This is a genomic window from Peptoniphilus pacaensis, from assembly GCF_900088125.1.
Lineage (GTDB): Bacteria > Bacillota > Clostridia > Tissierellales > Peptoniphilaceae > Aedoeadaptatus > Aedoeadaptatus pacaensis.
Genome location: NZ_FLQT01000003.1, coordinates 1204162 through 1220721, shown reverse-complemented (window position 1 = coordinate 1220721; position 16560 = coordinate 1204162). Strand labels below are relative to the sequence as shown.

The following is a 16560-nucleotide window of genomic DNA, read 5'->3' as shown; positions in this document are numbered from 1 at the left end:
GTTTTTTCTTCAAATGTTTTGCGCAATATCAGGTTTCTTTTAATCGCATGTCTTGGAAGAAAACGGCTGATTATAGGCTTTCCTCTTCAAAATAACCTCGGTTAACAATTAATCGTGTTTTTCGCCTCTCCAAAGAAAACTCGTTAACGTCTGAATTTTTTCAATAAAAAAACTCCCGCCGAAGCGGGAGCTGTGTGTATTTAAATTCTTTAATTAGTCGGCGCTGTAGGGCAAAAGAGCCACTTGTCTAGCGCGCTTAATGGCCGTGGTAATCTTCCGTTGGTGCTTGGCGCAGGCGCCGGTCACGCGACGGGGAAGGATTTTCCCGCGGTCGGAAATAAAACGCTTTAAGGTTTGCGTATCTTTATAATCGATTTGTTTTTCCTTGTCTGCGCAGTAAATGCAGACTTTTTTTCTGGCACGATATCTTCTTTGCATGTTCTCACCCCTTAACCTTGGTTAAAATGGGATATCATTGTTGTCGATCGGGTAATAACCCTCGTCATCGGATTTCGGTCCAAAGGCGTTGGGATTGTTGGGCTGATTGTCGTTGTTCGATTGATAAGCCATATTCGTCGGCGGCGCCATATTGCCGGCACCTGCACCGTTGCCCGATTCTTTTGCACTTTCTATAAAGTGAACGCGGTTGACCACAACGTCGGTGGTGTAGACCCGTTCGCCGTTTTTCTCGTAACTGCCCGTGGAAATTCTTCCTTCCACGGCGATGCGATTGCCCTTGTGGAAGTAATTGCCTAATAATTCGGCGGTCTTTCCAAATGCTTTAATGCCGATGAAATCGGCGGTGGGCTGGCCGGATGCTTCCGCTTCCTGACGTTTTTCGCGACTCAAGCCGCGGTCGACGGCGATGGTGGCAAAGGTGTTTGCCATGCCGTTTTGGCTGTAGCGAAGTTCCGGATCTCTCGTCAGTCTCCCGTAAAGTACAACTAAATTCACGATATCACCAATCCGTTTCTTATTCGTCTACGCGGACGACCATTTCTCTCATGACCGTATCGGAAATGCTTGCAATACGGCTGAATTCCTTAATGATGCCGGGTTCTGCGTCGAATTCGACGAGAATGTAGTAGGCCTCTTTGTAATCTTCGATTTCATAGGCGAGCTTGCGCATGCCCCATTCATCTTCCGATTTAATCACGCCGGCACCGGCAATGATGCCCTTTAATCTTTCATATTGCTTTTCACGCTTTTCAGATTCGGCATCGGGATAGAACATAAGGATTACTTCATAACTGTTCATGTCTGTCACCTCCTTGTGGACTGACGGCTCGACGATTCGAGCAAGGATAACTATCTGATTCATTATATTCGCAGCCGAGGGCCATGTCAAGGATTTTATCCTACCCCCTCCCCTTTTCTTCGCCCCTTTCTCGTTGCTCTGTAAGGGCCGGCGCCCATTGCAAGAGCTAGTATTTTAACAATCTTTCGCCTTGACTTTCCTTTCATCGGGCCCCCATAATAGACGTAGTGTTTCATTTTTATAAGTAATTATTTTCTGTCTGCATTCGGTCGAAGCACTACATAGGAAAGGAGTCGATATGATTAAGGGTATCCTTTTAATTTTTTTATGCACTTTTTTATGGGCCTTAAACGGCAATGTCGGCGCTTACGTCTTTCAAAATAAAGGCTTTACCCCCGAGGTCCTCGTCGCCATTCGTCTCACCGCCGTGGGACTGATGCTCTTGGTCAACGACCTGTACCGCAGTGGGCGCTACGCCTTCCGCGTGGTGCGGAAGCGGGAAAATATCCCCAACTTCCTTCTCTACTCCCTGGGCGGCATTTTGTGTATGCAGTTCGGCTACTTCTCTTCCATTTCCTATTCCAATGCGCCGACGGCGACGCTGTTTCAATACACGGGAATGTTTTTCGTCATCTTTACCGTGGCGATTATGACCAAAACCTGGCCCAAGCCCATCGTCTATCCCACCTTATTTTTATGTACCCTGGGACTCTTTCTCATGGTCACCGGCGGCGACCCGAGTAGCTTAAACGTCAATAGCAAGGCCATCTTTTGGGGTTTGATTTCCGCCGTGGGCTTTACGAATTTCAACTTGGCGCCCACCGGACTCTCCAAGACCTATCGCTCCATGGAGATTATGGGGCCCTCCATGCTTTTGGGCGGGCTCTTCCTCACCTTGGTGACGCGGCCGGATTTCACCGCCCCCACCTGGGACACCGTGTCCATACTCTGCGTGCTCTTCTGCATTATCGGCGGCACCATGATTCCCTTCTGGGCCTTTCTCGAAGGGGCGCGCTACACCGGCGCCACGAAATCCAGCATCTTCTCCCTGTCGGAGGCGGTGTTTTCCACCATCGTCGCCGTGGTCCTTTACAAGCTGGACTTCAAGCTGACGGACTTTGCGGGCATGCTCTTGATCTTAGGCTCCGTCCTTCTTCTGAGTCTGCCGGAGAAAAAGAAACCGAAAAAACAAAAACCTCTTCGGGAGCGCGTCCGCGAAGAGGATTAAGGAAGACCCATGTCTTCCTTATTTTTTTTCGTTATTTTCCGGCCGGCCGTAGCATTTTCTGTACTCCCGGGGAGACATGCCCGTAAACTGCTTAAAAGCCCGAGCGAAATTCGACGGATTGTCGTAGCCCACGGATTCGGCAATATGGGTCATGGCGGCATCACTCTCGATTAAAAGCCGCTCCGCTTCCATCATGCGCAAATTGGCCAAATATTTCATGGGGGTGTACTGGCAACGGCGAATAAATCGGTTGATGATCGTGGATTTGGAGCAGTTAAACTCACGCTCCATGGATTCCAGGGTGATGCGCCGGCTCAAATTCTCTTTTAAGTATTGCTCCATAGGCTCCACGGATTCGTTGGCGGTCTCTTGAAAATAGCGCATGCGATTGGCGCTGACCCGTTCCTTGGAGATCAATTCCATCAGCTGGAAGGTCCACAGGCCGATGCGCCCCCGTTCCGCCTCCTTCAAGGCGTCGATTAAACGGCGAGCCGTATCCAAGGCGTCTTTTCGCTTCACGGTAAAGCCCATATTGTTCACGTCTTTCACCGCTTCCACAAAGTTTTGAGACAGCTCCGTCAGGAAACTGTGCCCTTCGATTTCATTGGGTGCCACCATAATGTTAAATGCGACGATGCCCTCTTGGGTGCCGTAGGAGGCCTTGGCTTCGGGAATGGCCCTGCCGACAAAAACTTCCGCCGAGGTGATTAAGACCTTGCTGTCGTTAATGTGGGTGTAGTAATTGCCGTTGAGGCAATAGGCAATGCGAAAACCCCGCCTGCCGCTGTGGACGGCATTTTCCGAGTGGTAGCGACTTTTTATGTTGATGTAGGCGACGAAGACGCCGGGGGCGATGCGATAGGTGACCATGGTGTCCTCGTCGCTTTCAATGCCTTCAAAATACATGGTGTCCTCGTCGTAATCGACGACGCGAAAGCCCCAAGACTCAACGCCGTCAACCCAATCTTCTAAATTTGTCATGGCTTTCTCCTAATAGACATAGGCGTCGGAGCGCTCGAAGCTTTCGATCATGGTACGGTAGGTGGGGCTATCATCCAAAAGCGCCTCGTGGCACCCGCAGGCTTCGATTTTTCCGTCTTTCATGACGATGATCTGATCCACCCCTTCGATGGATTTCATGCGATGGGAAATAATCATCACCGTCTTATTTTTTATCAGTCGGTTTAATGATTCCTGAATATACTTTTCGTTTTCCACGTCTAAAGACGCGGCGATTTCATCTAAAAGAATGATCTCCGCATCTTTTAAAAAGGCGCGGGCGATGGAAATCCGCTGCCGCTCGCCCCCGGAAAGGCGGGAGCCGTTTTCGCCGATGATCGTGTCGTAGCCTTGGGGCAATTGCTTCACGAAATCGTCGCAGCCTGCCTGCTTCGCCGCTTCGTAGACTTCCTCTTCCGTAGCGTCGTATTTTCCGATGCGAATGTTATCGAAGACGGAGCCGTTGAAGAGGAGCACGTCTTGAAAGACCATGGACACGTGCTTAAACAAATCCTCCGTTTGAATGGAGGAAAGCTCTTTTCCGTCCAGCATCATATGCCCGGCGTCGTAATCGTAGAGGCGGCTCACCAGGCGCAGCAAAGTGGATTTGCCGCAGCCCGAGGGGCCCACCAGTGCCGTGACCGTGTTTTGTTTCGCTTCAAAGGAGATGCCGTCGATGACTTTCTTTTTCTTGTCGTAGGAGAAGCAGACATCTTCCCCGGTAATATCGAAGTGGGCGAGCTCCGCCGGGCCGCCGGTCTGTGCCGGTGCATCCACTAAGCTTTTAATTTTATCGACGCTGCTTGAAATGTAGGCGATTTCGCCATGGGCCAAAATAAAGGCGGAAGTGCCGTCGATGAGGCGGGCCGCCGCAAAGACATAGCCTGCAAAGTAAAGCACGTTGATGGTGCCGCTTTGCAGCAGGCGGGTGCCCACCACCATGGCAAAACCGAGAGACAGAAAGCAGATTGCGCCGGCAAAGATCACGGGCAGGGCCTGGCCCAGCTCCGAGCGAATGTGCACGGCTTCGTTTCGCCGCACCATGGCCGTGACTTCCTTTTTCTTTTTCTCACTTAAATGATAGGACTGAATCTCCTCGTGAAGATCGATGAGCTCTTGAAAGGCTTTCGAGGACTTGCGCTGACGAAGATAATACTTTTTCGTCGCCCGTTTTTGCATTTTTTGCGACAGATGGGAGAGAAAAATGCTGAGCAAGATAGGCCCTAATACGGCGAGCCCCAAAACGGGTTGGCCGATGAGAAGCATGATGCCGATGACGACCACCGTGGCGAGAAAGGCGTAGTAGGTGGGCACGGAGTGAGAGAGGGCGTGCTCGATGGCTTCCACGTCCTTCATCATGGTTTGGGACACATCGGTTAAGTCCTTTTTGTTAAAGGACGACAGGGGCAATTGCCTGATTCCCTCGGCAATTTCCATGCGCAGATTCGCCGATTCTTTGTAGGTTTCGTTAAAAGTGGTGTGGTACTCCTTATTGATGACCAGAAACATGACCACGCCGATAAGCGCAAATCCGAGGGCGCCGTAGGCCATATTGAAGCTTCCGAAGCCCAAGAGGCCGTTAGTGGCATACATTAAGAGAAACATGGGGAGCATGTAGGTGATATTTTTTAAAAAGCCGTAAACCGTCGCTCGCCACAGGCCGTCGGCTCCCCGTTCCGTGAGGGCGTAGGTTTTTTGCAAATACTTTTTCATCCGTCGATCCTCCATTCATTGGCCTCGTGATACAAGTTGACGAAGCGGGCGTAGCGGCCGTCCTCTTTCATGAGGGCGTCGTGATCGCCTCTTTCCACGACCTTTCCCCCTTCGATAAAGAGAATCTCGTCGACGCCGCGAATGCTGCTCATGCGATGGGCGATCATGATGGTGGTGCGGCCCTTCATTAGGTTCGAAAAGGCCTTTTGGATCTCGTATTCGTTTTCGGGATCCGCCGCCGCAGAGGCTTCATCCAGAATGAGGATTTTCGGATCTTTTAAAAACAATCGGGCGATGGCGACCCGTTGGCACTCGCCGCCGGAAAGCTTCACGCCTTCGGCGCCGATGACGGTGTCGTAGCCTGCGGGAAATTTCTCCTTAAACTCTTCGCAGCGAGCCAAGTCCAGGGCGCGATGCACTTCATCTTGGTTTGCCTCGAGGTCTGCCAGCCGGACATTGTCGTAAATGGACAGGCCTTCAAAAAGTTTCGCCTGTTGAAACACCATGCCCACCATTTCCATGACCCCATCTTTATCGTAGGCGGCGATGGGCTTCTCGCCGATCATCACGTCGCCTTTATTTACCGGATAGAGCCCGGAGACGAGCTTGGCGATGGTGGACTTGCCGCCGCCGGAGGGGCCGACGAAAGCATAGATTTTTCCCGCATCCAAGTGGAGGGAGAAGTCGGAGAGAATTTTTTCGTCCTCATAAGAAAAGTCCACATGATTAAAGGTAATGGAGCTATCGCCGAAGTCCTTTTCCTTTCCGAAGACCATTCTCTTTTCTTCCATCTCCTTAAACAGGCCCTCCAGAGTATCCACGGCGCGATTGGCCTGCACGTGGTACATGGACACGTACATAATTTTCATAATGTTGGCAAAGAACATGCCCATAAACAGAGCGAAGAACAGGGCTTTTGCCGCCCACAGGCCGCCGTCGTCCCCTGCGCCCACGCGATAAACGGCGTAGAAAACAGGCACGACGATGAATAAATTCAACAGCCACTGAAAGGTGACATAGGGAATGCGACAGGACATGGAGTAGTTGTAAACCATGTCGGCGTAATCGTTGATGGTGGCGTAAAGGCGCTTAAAGCTCACGATGGGCGCGGCAAAAAGCTTTACCACCTGCATCCCCCGCACGTATTCCACGGCTTCGGCATTTAACAGATCCAGCTGCTCCATATAGGCGCTCATAAATTCTTTTTCCCCCATCATTTTGAAGCAGAGGAAGCCCGACAAGAGGACGATGACGCCGAAAAAGGCCGCCAGACGCAGATCCACCAGGCCGATGACGACAAACATTAGGATCGGCGTTAAAATGGCCACGGTTTGATCGGGAATCAAATGGGCCACGGCCATGTGGGTCTGCTCCACATTATCGTCGATGATTTTTCGCACGCGACCCGATTGGTTTTTATCGTAAAAAGTATTGGACGCCGTCAAGAGATGATCGATGCCCTTTTCTCTCAAGCGGGTCTCCAAGCGAAAGGCCGCCAAGTGGCTCATCCATGTGCCGAGAAAATAGAGGATCCCATAGGCGATAAATGCCACTACCACGCGAAGGGCGTAATCGCTGCCCGCGCTGAAATTCTGTTGAACGAAAATCGCCTTTAGGGCGAGCCACAGACAGTAATAGCCGAGGAGATGGCAGCACACGGCGGCCACGGAAAAGGCGGCCGACAAAAAGCCGTTGCCGCGCTTCTCCGGTATGTAAGCAAATAGCTTTCGATAGGTATTCAATTAAATCTCCTTTCATTAATGATATTGTTTATCTTTTAATCACAGTGTAGCGATTTTTTCTCCCCTTGTCTATTCCTAAAGGCGAAACTATTTATTTTGTTTGGTGGTATCCGCCTCGGCAAGTGCCGATGATTTTCGCCCCTTGCAGGAAAGAAAGGGCATTGTCCCCTTATTCTTGGTATAATAAAGGAAACAATGTCGCACACAGATGCAAGGCATCTCTTCCTGCGCGCCGGCTCGCGCGAAGCTCCGTCGGGAGGCTCTTATGTATCGCAAAGAAATCCTCATCTACTTGTTTTCCGTTCTCTTCATCGCATTGGCCGCCCTACTACATATTTTCTACGAACGGCAGGCTCTTCCCTTTACCGTCATCACCCTGGTCTTTTTTCTCTACGCCCTGGTGATTCTTCTTTGGGCGCGCAATATGGAAAACCGCGTCTTAAGCACTTCGGTGGCGAAACGCTTTAAGGTCGTCGCCTTTTTGCTCATCGGCTATTTAGGCACCCGCACGTTGAAGTACCAGGTGCTGATTCAATCCCCCGCCGCCGTACCGCGGATTCGCTACGCTTATTATTTCTTTATCCTCACCATCGTCCACATGGTCTTTCTCACCTCCCTCAATGTAGGTCGCTCGGAAAGAGATTCCATCGACGAGCGGTGGCATCTGCTGTGGGCGCCCACGGGGCTGTTGATTCTTATGATTTTAACCAACGACTTCCACGGCCTCGTCTTTGTGCCGGGCGACCAAACCACGGGCTTCGGTCAATACGGCCCGGTCTATACCCTTACCTTGGCCTACATTCTTTTTCTCGCCGTCCTGACCCTGATCTTTACATCGAAGCAATCCTTGGCGGAGAAGCGGCTGAAATCTATTTCATGGCCCCTGTTGGTTTTGGGCATTTGTTTTCTCTACACCGTTCTCTACATCATCGACTGGCCGCCCTTTCACTACGTCAAAATCGCCTTTCAAAGTGCGGAGTTTAATATTCTCACCGTCGTCCTCTTTATCGAGTCCTTGGTCTTTGCCCGGCTCATTCCCTCCAATCGAGATTACGAAAGCTTTTTGAGCCTCTCTTCTCTGAATATGGGCATGATGGATTTAAAGGGAAACATGGTCTTGCAGCCGGATAGCGGGCCGAAGGTCGACGCCGACGAGGTCAGGCGGGCATCGGAGCGCGCCCTGGCCATCGACGAGAACACCCTTTTGGAAAGCTCCCCCATTCAGGGCGGCACCTGCTTCTGGTTTATGGACCTTACGGATTTCAACCGGCTGAAGTCTCAGCTGGTGGCGGCCAATGAAGAAATGCTCAGCGAAAACGAGCTCCTTATGGCAAACAATAAGTTGAAAGAGAAAATGGCGAAGGTGCGGGAGCAAAGGGAAATTCGCGAAACCATCCACGAAAAACTTCAACCCCAATTCGCCCGACTGAAGGCCATCATGGATCACCTCCCCGATGAAAAAGACGCCTATGAAGACGCCTTAAAGGACGCCTGCATCCTCAATGTCTACATCAAGCGTTTTTCCAATCTGTATCTGCTGTCGAGAAACAAGACCACTCTTCCCCTGTCGGAACTGCGCCTGTCCTTCGACGAATCTCTGGACTATCTGCGCCTGAAAAGCAAAATCACCTCCCTCCGTTGGGACGCCGCAGGCCCCGTGGACACCGCCGTGGGCATCGGCTTGTACGCCGCCTTCGAAAAAATTCTGGAAAGCAATCTGGCTTCCCTCACCGCCGTCTTCGTCCATTTAAAAGAAGGCGAGGACGCCTATGAACTGGCGATCTATGTGGAATCCGCCGCAGAGATTTCTCTCTTGGAGGAAATACATCGGCTGCTGCCCCAAGGCGTCGGCTTGTCCGAAGAATCGGAAGATGGGATGAAAGTTTGGGCCATCTCCTTTGAAAAGGAGGTGAGGGCATGATTCAACATCTACCGATTTATGCCATGGCCATTCTCTTCGTCTCGAGCCTGATTATTTTGCTAATCAGCATGGACATTTGTATCGACGTGCTCCAGGCGGCGCCGAAATCCGCCCTGTGCTGCGGCGCTGTTCTCCTTGTCTTGGCGAGCCTGGTGCCGGCGCAAATCCTGGCGGAAATCGGCACGGGCGAAATGCTTTTCGGCAGATACTTTCTTTCCGCGCCCCTGCGCCTTTTCGTCCTGTATTATATTTTCATCCTCATTTTGGAATGGGTGGTCTATAAAAAAGTTTCCTCGATTAAAAAGAACCAAATCGGGAAAAACTCCATTAAGGAGAGCATGGACAATCTACCCGACGGCATCTGCTTTTCCAAGCTCGACGGCACGCCTCTTCTGGTCAATCGCCAAATGCAGGAGATCAGCTACGATGTTTTCGGCAAGCGACTGGTCAACGACGTGGTCTGTGCCCGCAATATCCGATCCAATCGTTTCAATCCCGCGACGAAAATTTTGCAGTGGGACCCGCTGATCTTCGAAAGCAACGGCAAGGTATGGCAGATCAAAATTATCTACCACGGCTTGGTCAAGGAGACCTTGATCTACAACATTACCCTGGAGTGGGCCCTCTACGAGGAGATCAAGAAAATTTCCGAAGCCAATCGGCGAATGAACGCCGACTTAAAGGCTTATCAGGAAAAAATCGGCGAGTATACCCGCCAAAAGGAAAACCTGCAGGCGAAAATAAAAATTCACGACCGCCTGGGCCAGTCCCTCATCTACTTCAGACGCTATTTGGAAAAGGCGGACAAGACGCCCGAGGACCGCATCCGCCTCGAAACCCTTTGGAGAGAAAGCCTCCTGCTCTTCGAGGAAAAGAAAGAAGCGCCGAAGGAGCCCTCCTCCTGGGACAAGCTGATTTCCACGGCCAAGGCCATCGGTGTCGAAGTTATCGCGGAAGGGGAGCTGCCCGAGGGCGAACAGGACCGGCGCCTCTTGGTGGATTTCGTCCACGAGGCCATGAACAATGCCATACGCCACGGTCGGGCGAAGAAAATTCGGATTACGCTGAAAGACGACGGCCCCACTTTCCGCTGCCGCATCGTCAACGACGGTCTGCCGCCTCAAGGCCCCATTGAGGAAAAGGGCGGCCTGAAGAACATGCGCCAGCGCCTGGCCTATTACGGCGGCGAGCTCTCCGTGAATACCGACGAGGGCTTTCAACTGGATCTCTCTTGGACCAAAGGAGGTTACCGTGACCTATAAAATCATGATCGTCGACGATCAATACGTCTCCCGGGAACTGTTTAAGTTGACCATCGATACCTGCCCGGACTTCGAGGTGGTCTACACCGTGGACACGGCCATGTTCGCCGATACCTACGTGTTGAATCGTCCGCCGGATTTGGTCATTATGGACATTCTCATGCAGGACGGATCCAACGGATTGGATGCGGCGGAGAAAATAAAGAAATTAAAGCCGGATCTGAAAATCGTCGCCGTCACCAGCATGCCCGAGGTGTCCTGGATGGAACGGGCAAAGGAGATCGGCATCGACAGCTTTTGGTACAAGGAGGCGTCGGAGGAGACCATTCTCAACATTATTCGACGCACCTTGGAAGGGGAATCCATCTATCCCGAGGCCACGCCGGTGATTCAGTTGGGCCTCGCCCAATCCACGGAGTTCACGCCTCGAGAGATTCAGGTGCTGCGCCTCTTGACCACGGGCGCAGGCAATGAAGACATCGCCAATCAATTGGATATCTCCCTCAATACGGTGAAGACCCACGTGCAGCATTTAATGGACAAGACCGGCTTTATCAGCCGCACTCAGCTGGCCATTCAGGCGCGAATCACGGGATTCGTCATCGAAGACAAATAAACGACGCCGCGGAAAATCCTCCGCGGCTTTTTCATTGTCCGAATCGTTGCCGCACAAAAAGAGCCCGCCTTCGCGAGCTCTTCAGATAAATTAATTGACGCCTATCACCAATTTAAAGCCGTCGGTCACCGGATCGTATTCCAAAATCTCGGTGCCGTATCTGTTGATAAAGAAGTGGCGCACGTGATCGGTGAGGTTTTTGTCCACGGGATTGTCCCTGCGCACGGTGACGAGAAAGCCGGGCACTTCCTGACCGTTGAAGTTTGCCAGCTCCGGCCGCATGTCCGTGGCGTAGTAGCTGTCGTCCAAGGTGCCTTTTTTTCTCAGGCGGCTTAGGACTTCCTCCACGGCATTTTCGTCGTTGACATAGGCCTTTAAATAGTGATCGGGTGAGGTGATCTTCACCTCCCGCGCCTCGCCGTCCCACTGCACGTCCATATCGAACATTTCCGCAATGGCGCGCAGAGGCAGCATGGTGCGATTGTTTTTTATAAAGGCCGGCGAATCCAAAGGCACGGGCCCGGCCAGCTCGGTGGTGCTTATGCTCATCTCCTTCTTCCCGATGGGAATGTAGATGTTCTTGTCCCCCTTTTCGATGGACACGGCCCTTTCATTACTTAGGTAGAAGACCTGTGCCCCTAAATTTTCGGCAATGACACGCACAGGGACAAAGGTTCTGGAATTTTTGATCACCGGCGGCTGATCTGTGGAGACGACCTCCCCGTTTATGGTAATCGTCACATCCTTCGGCGCCTTAAATGCCAGGGTGAAGAGAAGCAGGGGCAAAAGCCACAGCCATTTTCTTCGAAACGTCTTTTTCATCATCGTCTCCCTTTCCTTTTCGGACCCTTATTTTTTGTTTTTCTTTTTCTTCTTCTCTTTCATAACCTTCTTCACATCGTCGCCTTTTAATACAAAGCTGTTTTCGCCTCTCACCCGACTGGTCGTCACGCCGTGTTCCTTGTGCAAAAAACTGTCGACGCAACGCAAATGGGTGACGTCGCTTTTCGTCTCGAATTCGTAAGTATGGCGGGCGTCTTGATTTCTGTATTCACTCACCATTTTGAAGAAGTAGATAAAGCCGCCGACGAGCAGGAACCAAACGATGCTCCTGTTTTCTTGGATCTGAGTCCCGTTGAAGAGATTCAGGCCGAAAAAGATTCGTAAAATAATTGCGGCGATAAAGCTCAACACTTCGATCAGGAGGGAGACGAGAAACAGCTTGCCGTAGTTAATGGGGACGCTGCCCATGGTCTCCTTGGTTCTGGCGTTAACCGCCACGTAGTGGAGCAGGTGCCTTCTCCCCTTTATCTGCATATAGCTGTATAGCCACACGGGCAGGTAAGCCGCCTTCCACGAGTCGCCCTTAATGGTAAAGTCTTCATCCTCCCAGCGGACGCCGCGGTCGTAATCCCACAGGGTATCTAAAATGGCCATCCGTGCCACGTCGCCACTTTGCACGTCGGTAACGTCTTTCAGCCCCTCGATGTTTGTATCCCGCTTCTCCGAGGTATAGCCCTTCAGGTAATTGGCATTGTACTTGACGCAATTTTCCGTATCGAAGGGCAAGATGGAGTTGATAATGTTGGTGGTCTTGGTCTTGGACCTGTAGTCCAGCTTGTCGCTGCTGGATTCGATGGGAAGATCGTCGATGGTAATATCAAACTCCCGCTCGATGTGGTAGGTGTCCACATCGTATTCCCTGTGTTCCCCGTCGTCGTCTTTCACCAGGTAGCTGTTGGTTTCAATTTCCCCTTCCCCGGCCAGCCTCATGTGGCCATTCACGTCCACCAGCATATAGGGCAAATAGACGCCGCAAATATTCTCCGTAGTAAATTCCCTGGCGAACTTCGGATGGGCGAATTTCCTTCGTTGACTAACGAATTTTTCAATCTTTTCTTGTGCCTCTTCCTTGGAAATACTGAAGGGCAGAAGCACGTCGGGAACGGCGCCGTTGGGGACGACGTCATTAATGGAAAGGGTGTTGCGACACCAGTGGCAGCGGGCTTGGGTGGAGGAAGCCGTATCGATGACCACCTCCGCGCCGCAGCTTTCGCATTTCAGGGTGATGACATCTCCGGCATCGGCGTCGATGTCCTGCGCCCCGCTACGAACCGTGCTTCCTTCTAATGTCTCGATGGCCTCATCGTCCGCCGCGCGAATCAGTTCAAATTCGTGGCGACAGAAATTGCAACGCAGCTTCCCCGTCTTCGTATTCGTTTGAATGTCCGTGGCGCCGCACTTGGGACACTTGATCTGGCCGTTGGCCGAATCGCGTTCTTTTTCCGCTACAGCGGTATTCATCTTGTCTTCAGCCATAATGCACCTCTAAAGCCCCAACAATTCGGCTTTCATCTTGTTAAATTCTTCCTCGGTTACGACGCCCGCATCCAGTAATTTTTTCATTTGAATCAATTTCTCCGTCGGGTCGCCTCCCTGAGCCTGAGGAGCGGGCTCAGCGGGCTGTTGATTGCCGGCATTTTGGTTCACGGGCTGCTGTGTGGCGCCCATGACATTGCCTGCCGCGCCCATGCCCATGCCCATAAAGGCCATGTTGGCGCCGCCGCCGTTTTCTCCCGCCGCCTGCATGCCGCGGGCCACGGATTGTTGCATAAAGGAATTGCCTCGGGCGCCGGAAAGGGCATCGGCCCGCTTGACGTCCTTCATCATTTCCTTCGTGTCCTCGTCATATTCCATGGCGAGGATGGCGGTCTTCACGATTTGAAGGCCCCGCTCCGTCTTCCATTGATAGCCTTCTTCTACGGCTTCGGTCAAGCTCTTGGCGAAGCCGATTTGATCCCCTTGAATGCGGCTCATGCGATTGCCCTTGGAGGGATCGTTGGTGTAATTGGAGAAGGCGGCGGAAAGGGAACCCACCACTTCGTTAAACAGCTGTTCCGCCGCGTCGTTGTCCATGTCGCCAAAATCGAAGGCCGGCGCGTTTTGGATCAGATACTTTTGGGGCACGAAATTTTTTACGAAGAGCAGGGGATCCACGATCTTTAATGTGTAAGTGCCGCGGGTCACGGCGCCCACTTGGGTGCCGAAAAAGGCGTCGTCCCAGTAAATTTCGCTTTGGGTGCCGAAGCGATTGTTGGGGATCTCCTTTAAATTGACGTAAAAGGCCAACTGTTGCGCCCCGGCTTGGCCGCCGAATTGGAATTTATCCCAGGTGGACTGAATCAAGCTTCCCACAGGATCTTCCGTGGTGAAAATGCTTTGGGCGTTGGCGTCCTCGCTTTGGAAAATAAATCCGCCGGGCTCGGCGATGAGGCCGGTAATGGCGCCGTCTTCCATGGTGATGAGGGCCGTTCCCTCGGGCACGATGATCTTGCTGCCGGAGGTAATAATATTGTCGTTGCCCTTGGTGTTTTCGCCGCGACCGTGATTGGTGCCCTTGGGTCTGGCGGCAAAAAGACCTGCCGTGGCGGGGACGCCTTCCGGCGGCATGTAAAAATCTTTCCACTGATCGGCGAAGCTTCCGCCCAATGCGCCGGTAAATGCTTTAATAAATCCCATGATGTCCTCCTTTTTTCTTCTCTGCGTTTTATCCCTTAGGTAATTCTACTTTTGCATCGTCATACAAGAGGCGTATGGCCAAGGCCACCGCTTCGTTGCGGCGGATATAGCCGTCGGGGTTGAACCGCATCCACTCGTCGCCTACGGCCACCCCCATACGGTACAGGGTCAGGATCTCTTGGTGGTGAGGCGTGCACTTATCCACGTCGGGAATGTCCGTCAAGGGAACGTCGGGATTCAATAAAACCCGTCCCGGCCGCTGATCCACATAGGCGTACATGCCCGCCACGTCCCTTCGCTTGGCGGGAGCGTTCCACTTTTCACAGGCATAGAGCTTGACTTGGCCTCGTGCGACCTTTTGATTTCTGTAAATGCCGTTTTCGTAACAGTAGCTCAGGTACTTCCCATACCACGGCGTCGTGGAATTCACCTGAAAGTGGGTATTTCTTTCCAGCAATCGGTCGTGAAGCTTTGCCGCTATGGTGGCTACCTCGGCCATGGTGACGTAGCCGTCGGGATCGAATTTGGTTTCCGTTCGTCCGTTAATAATGCCCTCGTAGTAAGCCCATCGGACGTAGAAGCTGTACCAGCTGTCCTCCGGCACGTCGGTAAAGGGCAGGTGCTCCTCGCCGCAATTGCATACTTCGTTCTCGCCCTCGGCATAAGCTTTTGTAGCCGCAAAGGGGCTCATAAAAACCAATGCTGCCAGTAGGATAAGAACGATGCTTTTCTTCTTCATTTCGAGACTCCTTTCTTTTATGCTTCAAGCTTATGCTTGACCGTCCTCTTTATGGCTTTAGTCTAATCGATTGTTGTTAATCTTCCATCACCTAAAGGTATGAGATCATTTCTTTTTCGAAAAAATTTTCCGATGGCGTTCTGAAAACGGGCACAAAAAAAAGACACCGCCCTTCGGCAGTGCCTCTATGTAGCCGGGGTTGAACCGGCTGTTATACTAATTCGATAATGGCCATTTCCGCGCCATCGCCACGACGGGGACCTTTTTTCAGAATACGCGTGTAACCGCCTTGACGGTCGGCGTATCCCGGTGCGATTTCTTCGAACACTTTCGTTACAACGGATTCGTCGAAGATGTAAGCCAGGGCTTGACGTCTTGCGTGAAGATCGCCTCGTTTGCCGAGGGTGATCATCTTTTCAGCCATGCGTCTGGTTTCCTTTGCACGGGTCACTGTGGTTTCGATACGGCCTTCGCGCAATAGATCGGTTGTTAAGTTTCTTAACATAGCCCGTCTATGGGGCGTCGGGCGGCCTAATTTTCTCAACTGTGCCACAATGGATTCCTCCTTTATTCTTCGTTTTCTCTGAGAGAGAGTCCAAGTTCATCCAGTTTTTCCTGCACTTCTTCCAGGCTCTTCTTTCCGAGATTTCTAACCTTCATCATTTCGTCTTCGGTTTTGGCCGTGAGCTCGCTCACGGTGTTGATGCCCGCACGTTTCAAGCAATTGAAGCTGCGAACAGACAAATCCAACTCTTCCACGGTCATTTCCAGGACTTTTTCTTTTTTGCCTTCGGGTTTTTCAACCATAATGTCCATGTCGTTGACTTCTTCGGTCAAAGAGACGAACAGATCCAAGTGTTCCATCAGGATCTTGGCTGCCAAAGAAGTGGCTTCGTCCGCCGTCATGGATCCGTCGGTTTCCACATCCAGGATCAGGCGATCGTAGTCGGTACGCAAACCGACGCGGGTGTTTTCTACATTCCAATTCACCATGCGAATAGGCGTGTAGTTGGAATCCACGGCAATGACGCCGATCTCGGTGATTTCGTCTTTTTTCAGTTCGCTGGGCTCGTAGCCGCGGCCTCGCTCGATGACGAGTTCCATATAAAAGTTCGCATCGTCGTTTAAAGTGGCGATGTGGTGTTCGGGATTGACGATTTCCACACCGGCCGGCACGGTAATATCTCCGGCGACAAGCTCGCCGGCGCCGACTTTTTCGACGGCCAGGCGCACGGGTTCGTCTTGATCGCTCTTAAACACGATGCCTTTAATGTTCAGAATGATCTCCGGTACGTCTTCTAAGACGCCGTCGATGACGCTGAATTCGTGTTCGACGCCGCGAATATTGACGAAGGAAACAGCACAGCCCGGAAGCGAGGAGAACAGCACTCTGCGAAGGGAGTTGCCTAATGTGATGCCGTAGCCGTTTTCCAACGGCTCGACGATAAATCTTCCCTTATTGCCGTCGCTTGATACTTGTTCAACTACAATACTAGGCTTTTCAATTTCAATCATGTTATCCGCCCTCCTATGAATGGATCTGTAGAGACTTTCTCGTGAGAT

Annotated in this window: 16 protein-coding genes; 4 read left to right on the top strand and 12 right to left on the bottom strand. The window is 51.8% G+C overall.

The features are described from left to right. Positions 1–213: 213 nt before the first annotated feature. Genes rpsR through rpsF form a run of 3 tightly spaced genes read right to left on the bottom strand, consistent with a single transcriptional unit; the run spans position 214 to position 1258 of the window. Positions 214–438, bottom strand: a complete 225-nt coding sequence (gene rpsR / locus BN7444_RS05855) for a 30S ribosomal protein S18 (protein WP_068457057.1) — start codon at positions 436–438, stop codon at positions 214–216. A 21-nt stretch (positions 439–459) separates the two neighbouring features. Next, complete coding sequence (locus tag BN7444_RS05850; protein ID WP_068457054.1) at positions 460–954, bottom strand: single-stranded DNA-binding protein; 495 nt, start codon at positions 952–954, stop codon at positions 460–462. A 19-nt stretch (positions 955–973) separates the two neighbouring features. Beyond that, positions 974–1258 (bottom strand): 30S ribosomal protein S6, encoded by a 285-nt coding sequence (gene rpsF, locus BN7444_RS05845; protein ID WP_068457050.1) that lies wholly within the window; start codon positions 1256–1258, stop codon positions 974–976. Positions 1259–1556: 298 nt separating this feature from the next. Between rpsF and BN7444_RS05840 the strand changes: the two genes are divergently transcribed. Further along, complete coding sequence (locus tag BN7444_RS05840) at positions 1557–2486, top strand: DMT family transporter (RefSeq protein ID WP_068457047.1); 930 nt, start codon at positions 1557–1559, stop codon at positions 2484–2486. Between the two features lie 18 nt (positions 2487–2504). Here the strand turns inward: BN7444_RS05840 and BN7444_RS05835 are convergent, their stop codons facing one another. From BN7444_RS05835 to BN7444_RS05825, 3 genes are read right to left on the bottom strand one after another with little or no spacing between them, the layout of a single operon-like run. Beyond that, on the bottom strand, positions 2505–3467 hold the full coding sequence (locus BN7444_RS05835) for an AraC family transcriptional regulator (protein WP_068457044.1): 963 nt from the start codon (positions 3465–3467) through the stop codon (positions 2505–2507). A 9-nt stretch (positions 3468–3476) separates the two neighbouring features. Beyond that, the gene (locus tag BN7444_RS05830) at positions 3477–5198 is read right to left on the bottom strand and encodes an ABC transporter ATP-binding protein (protein WP_068457042.1); all 1722 of its coding nucleotides are present in this window, start codon (positions 5196–5198) and stop codon (positions 3477–3479) included. Further along, the gene (locus tag BN7444_RS05825) at positions 5195–6940 is read right to left on the bottom strand and encodes an ABC transporter ATP-binding protein (protein ID WP_068457039.1); all 1746 of its coding nucleotides are present in this window, start codon (positions 6938–6940) and stop codon (positions 5195–5197) included. The genes BN7444_RS05830 and BN7444_RS05825 overlap by 4 nt, the downstream gene beginning before the upstream one ends. Before the next feature lie 265 nt (positions 6941–7205). Here BN7444_RS05825 and BN7444_RS05820 point away from each other — a divergent pair, with 265 nt between their 5' ends. From BN7444_RS05820 to BN7444_RS05810, 3 genes are read left to right on the top strand one after another with little or no spacing between them, the layout of a single operon-like run. Continuing rightward, positions 7206–8861 (top strand): histidine kinase N-terminal 7TM domain-containing protein, encoded by a 1656-nt coding sequence (locus BN7444_RS05820; protein WP_068457037.1) that lies wholly within the window; start codon positions 7206–7208, stop codon positions 8859–8861. Next, positions 8858–10123, top strand: coding sequence for a sensor histidine kinase (locus BN7444_RS05815; RefSeq protein ID WP_068457034.1), 1266 nt, complete (start codon positions 8858–8860; stop codon positions 10121–10123). Before BN7444_RS05820 ends, BN7444_RS05815 begins: the two co-directional genes overlap by 4 nt. Next, positions 10113–10739, top strand: a complete 627-nt coding sequence (locus BN7444_RS05810; protein ID WP_082941289.1) for a response regulator transcription factor — start codon at positions 10113–10115, stop codon at positions 10737–10739. The genes BN7444_RS05815 and BN7444_RS05810 overlap by 11 nt, the downstream gene beginning before the upstream one ends. 90 nt (positions 10740–10829) lie before the next feature. On the opposite strand, the gene BN7444_RS05805 is transcribed toward BN7444_RS05810, so the two are convergent. The 6 genes from BN7444_RS05805 to BN7444_RS05780 form a co-directional block, all read right to left on the bottom strand. Then, entirely contained in the window at positions 10830–11561 is a 732-nt protein-coding gene (locus tag BN7444_RS05805) for a copper amine oxidase N-terminal domain-containing protein (RefSeq protein WP_068457031.1), read from the bottom strand. Between the two features lie 27 nt (positions 11562–11588). Continuing rightward, a complete protein-coding gene (locus BN7444_RS05800) occupies positions 11589–13058 on the bottom strand; it encodes a TFIIB-type zinc ribbon-containing protein (protein ID WP_245654201.1) in 1470 nt (489 codons plus the stop codon). A gap of 9 nt (positions 13059–13067) precedes the next feature. Beyond that, the gene (locus BN7444_RS05795) at positions 13068–14258 is read right to left on the bottom strand and encodes an SHOCT domain-containing protein (protein WP_068457028.1); all 1191 of its coding nucleotides are present in this window, start codon (positions 14256–14258) and stop codon (positions 13068–13070) included. Positions 14259–14286: 28 nt separating this feature from the next. After that, the gene (locus tag BN7444_RS05790) at positions 14287–14997 is read right to left on the bottom strand and encodes an S-layer homology domain-containing protein (RefSeq protein WP_068457025.1); all 711 of its coding nucleotides are present in this window, start codon (positions 14995–14997) and stop codon (positions 14287–14289) included. Between the two features lie 211 nt (positions 14998–15208). Further along, positions 15209–15550: a 50S ribosomal protein L17 gene (gene rplQ / locus BN7444_RS05785; RefSeq protein WP_068457022.1), complete on the bottom strand. Its 342-nt coding sequence runs from the start codon at positions 15548–15550 to the stop codon at positions 15209–15211. Between the two features lie 14 nt (positions 15551–15564). Then, a complete protein-coding gene (locus tag BN7444_RS05780; protein WP_068457017.1) occupies positions 15565–16512 on the bottom strand; it encodes a DNA-directed RNA polymerase subunit alpha in 948 nt (315 codons plus the stop codon). Between the last annotated feature and the right edge of the window lie 48 nt (positions 16513–16560).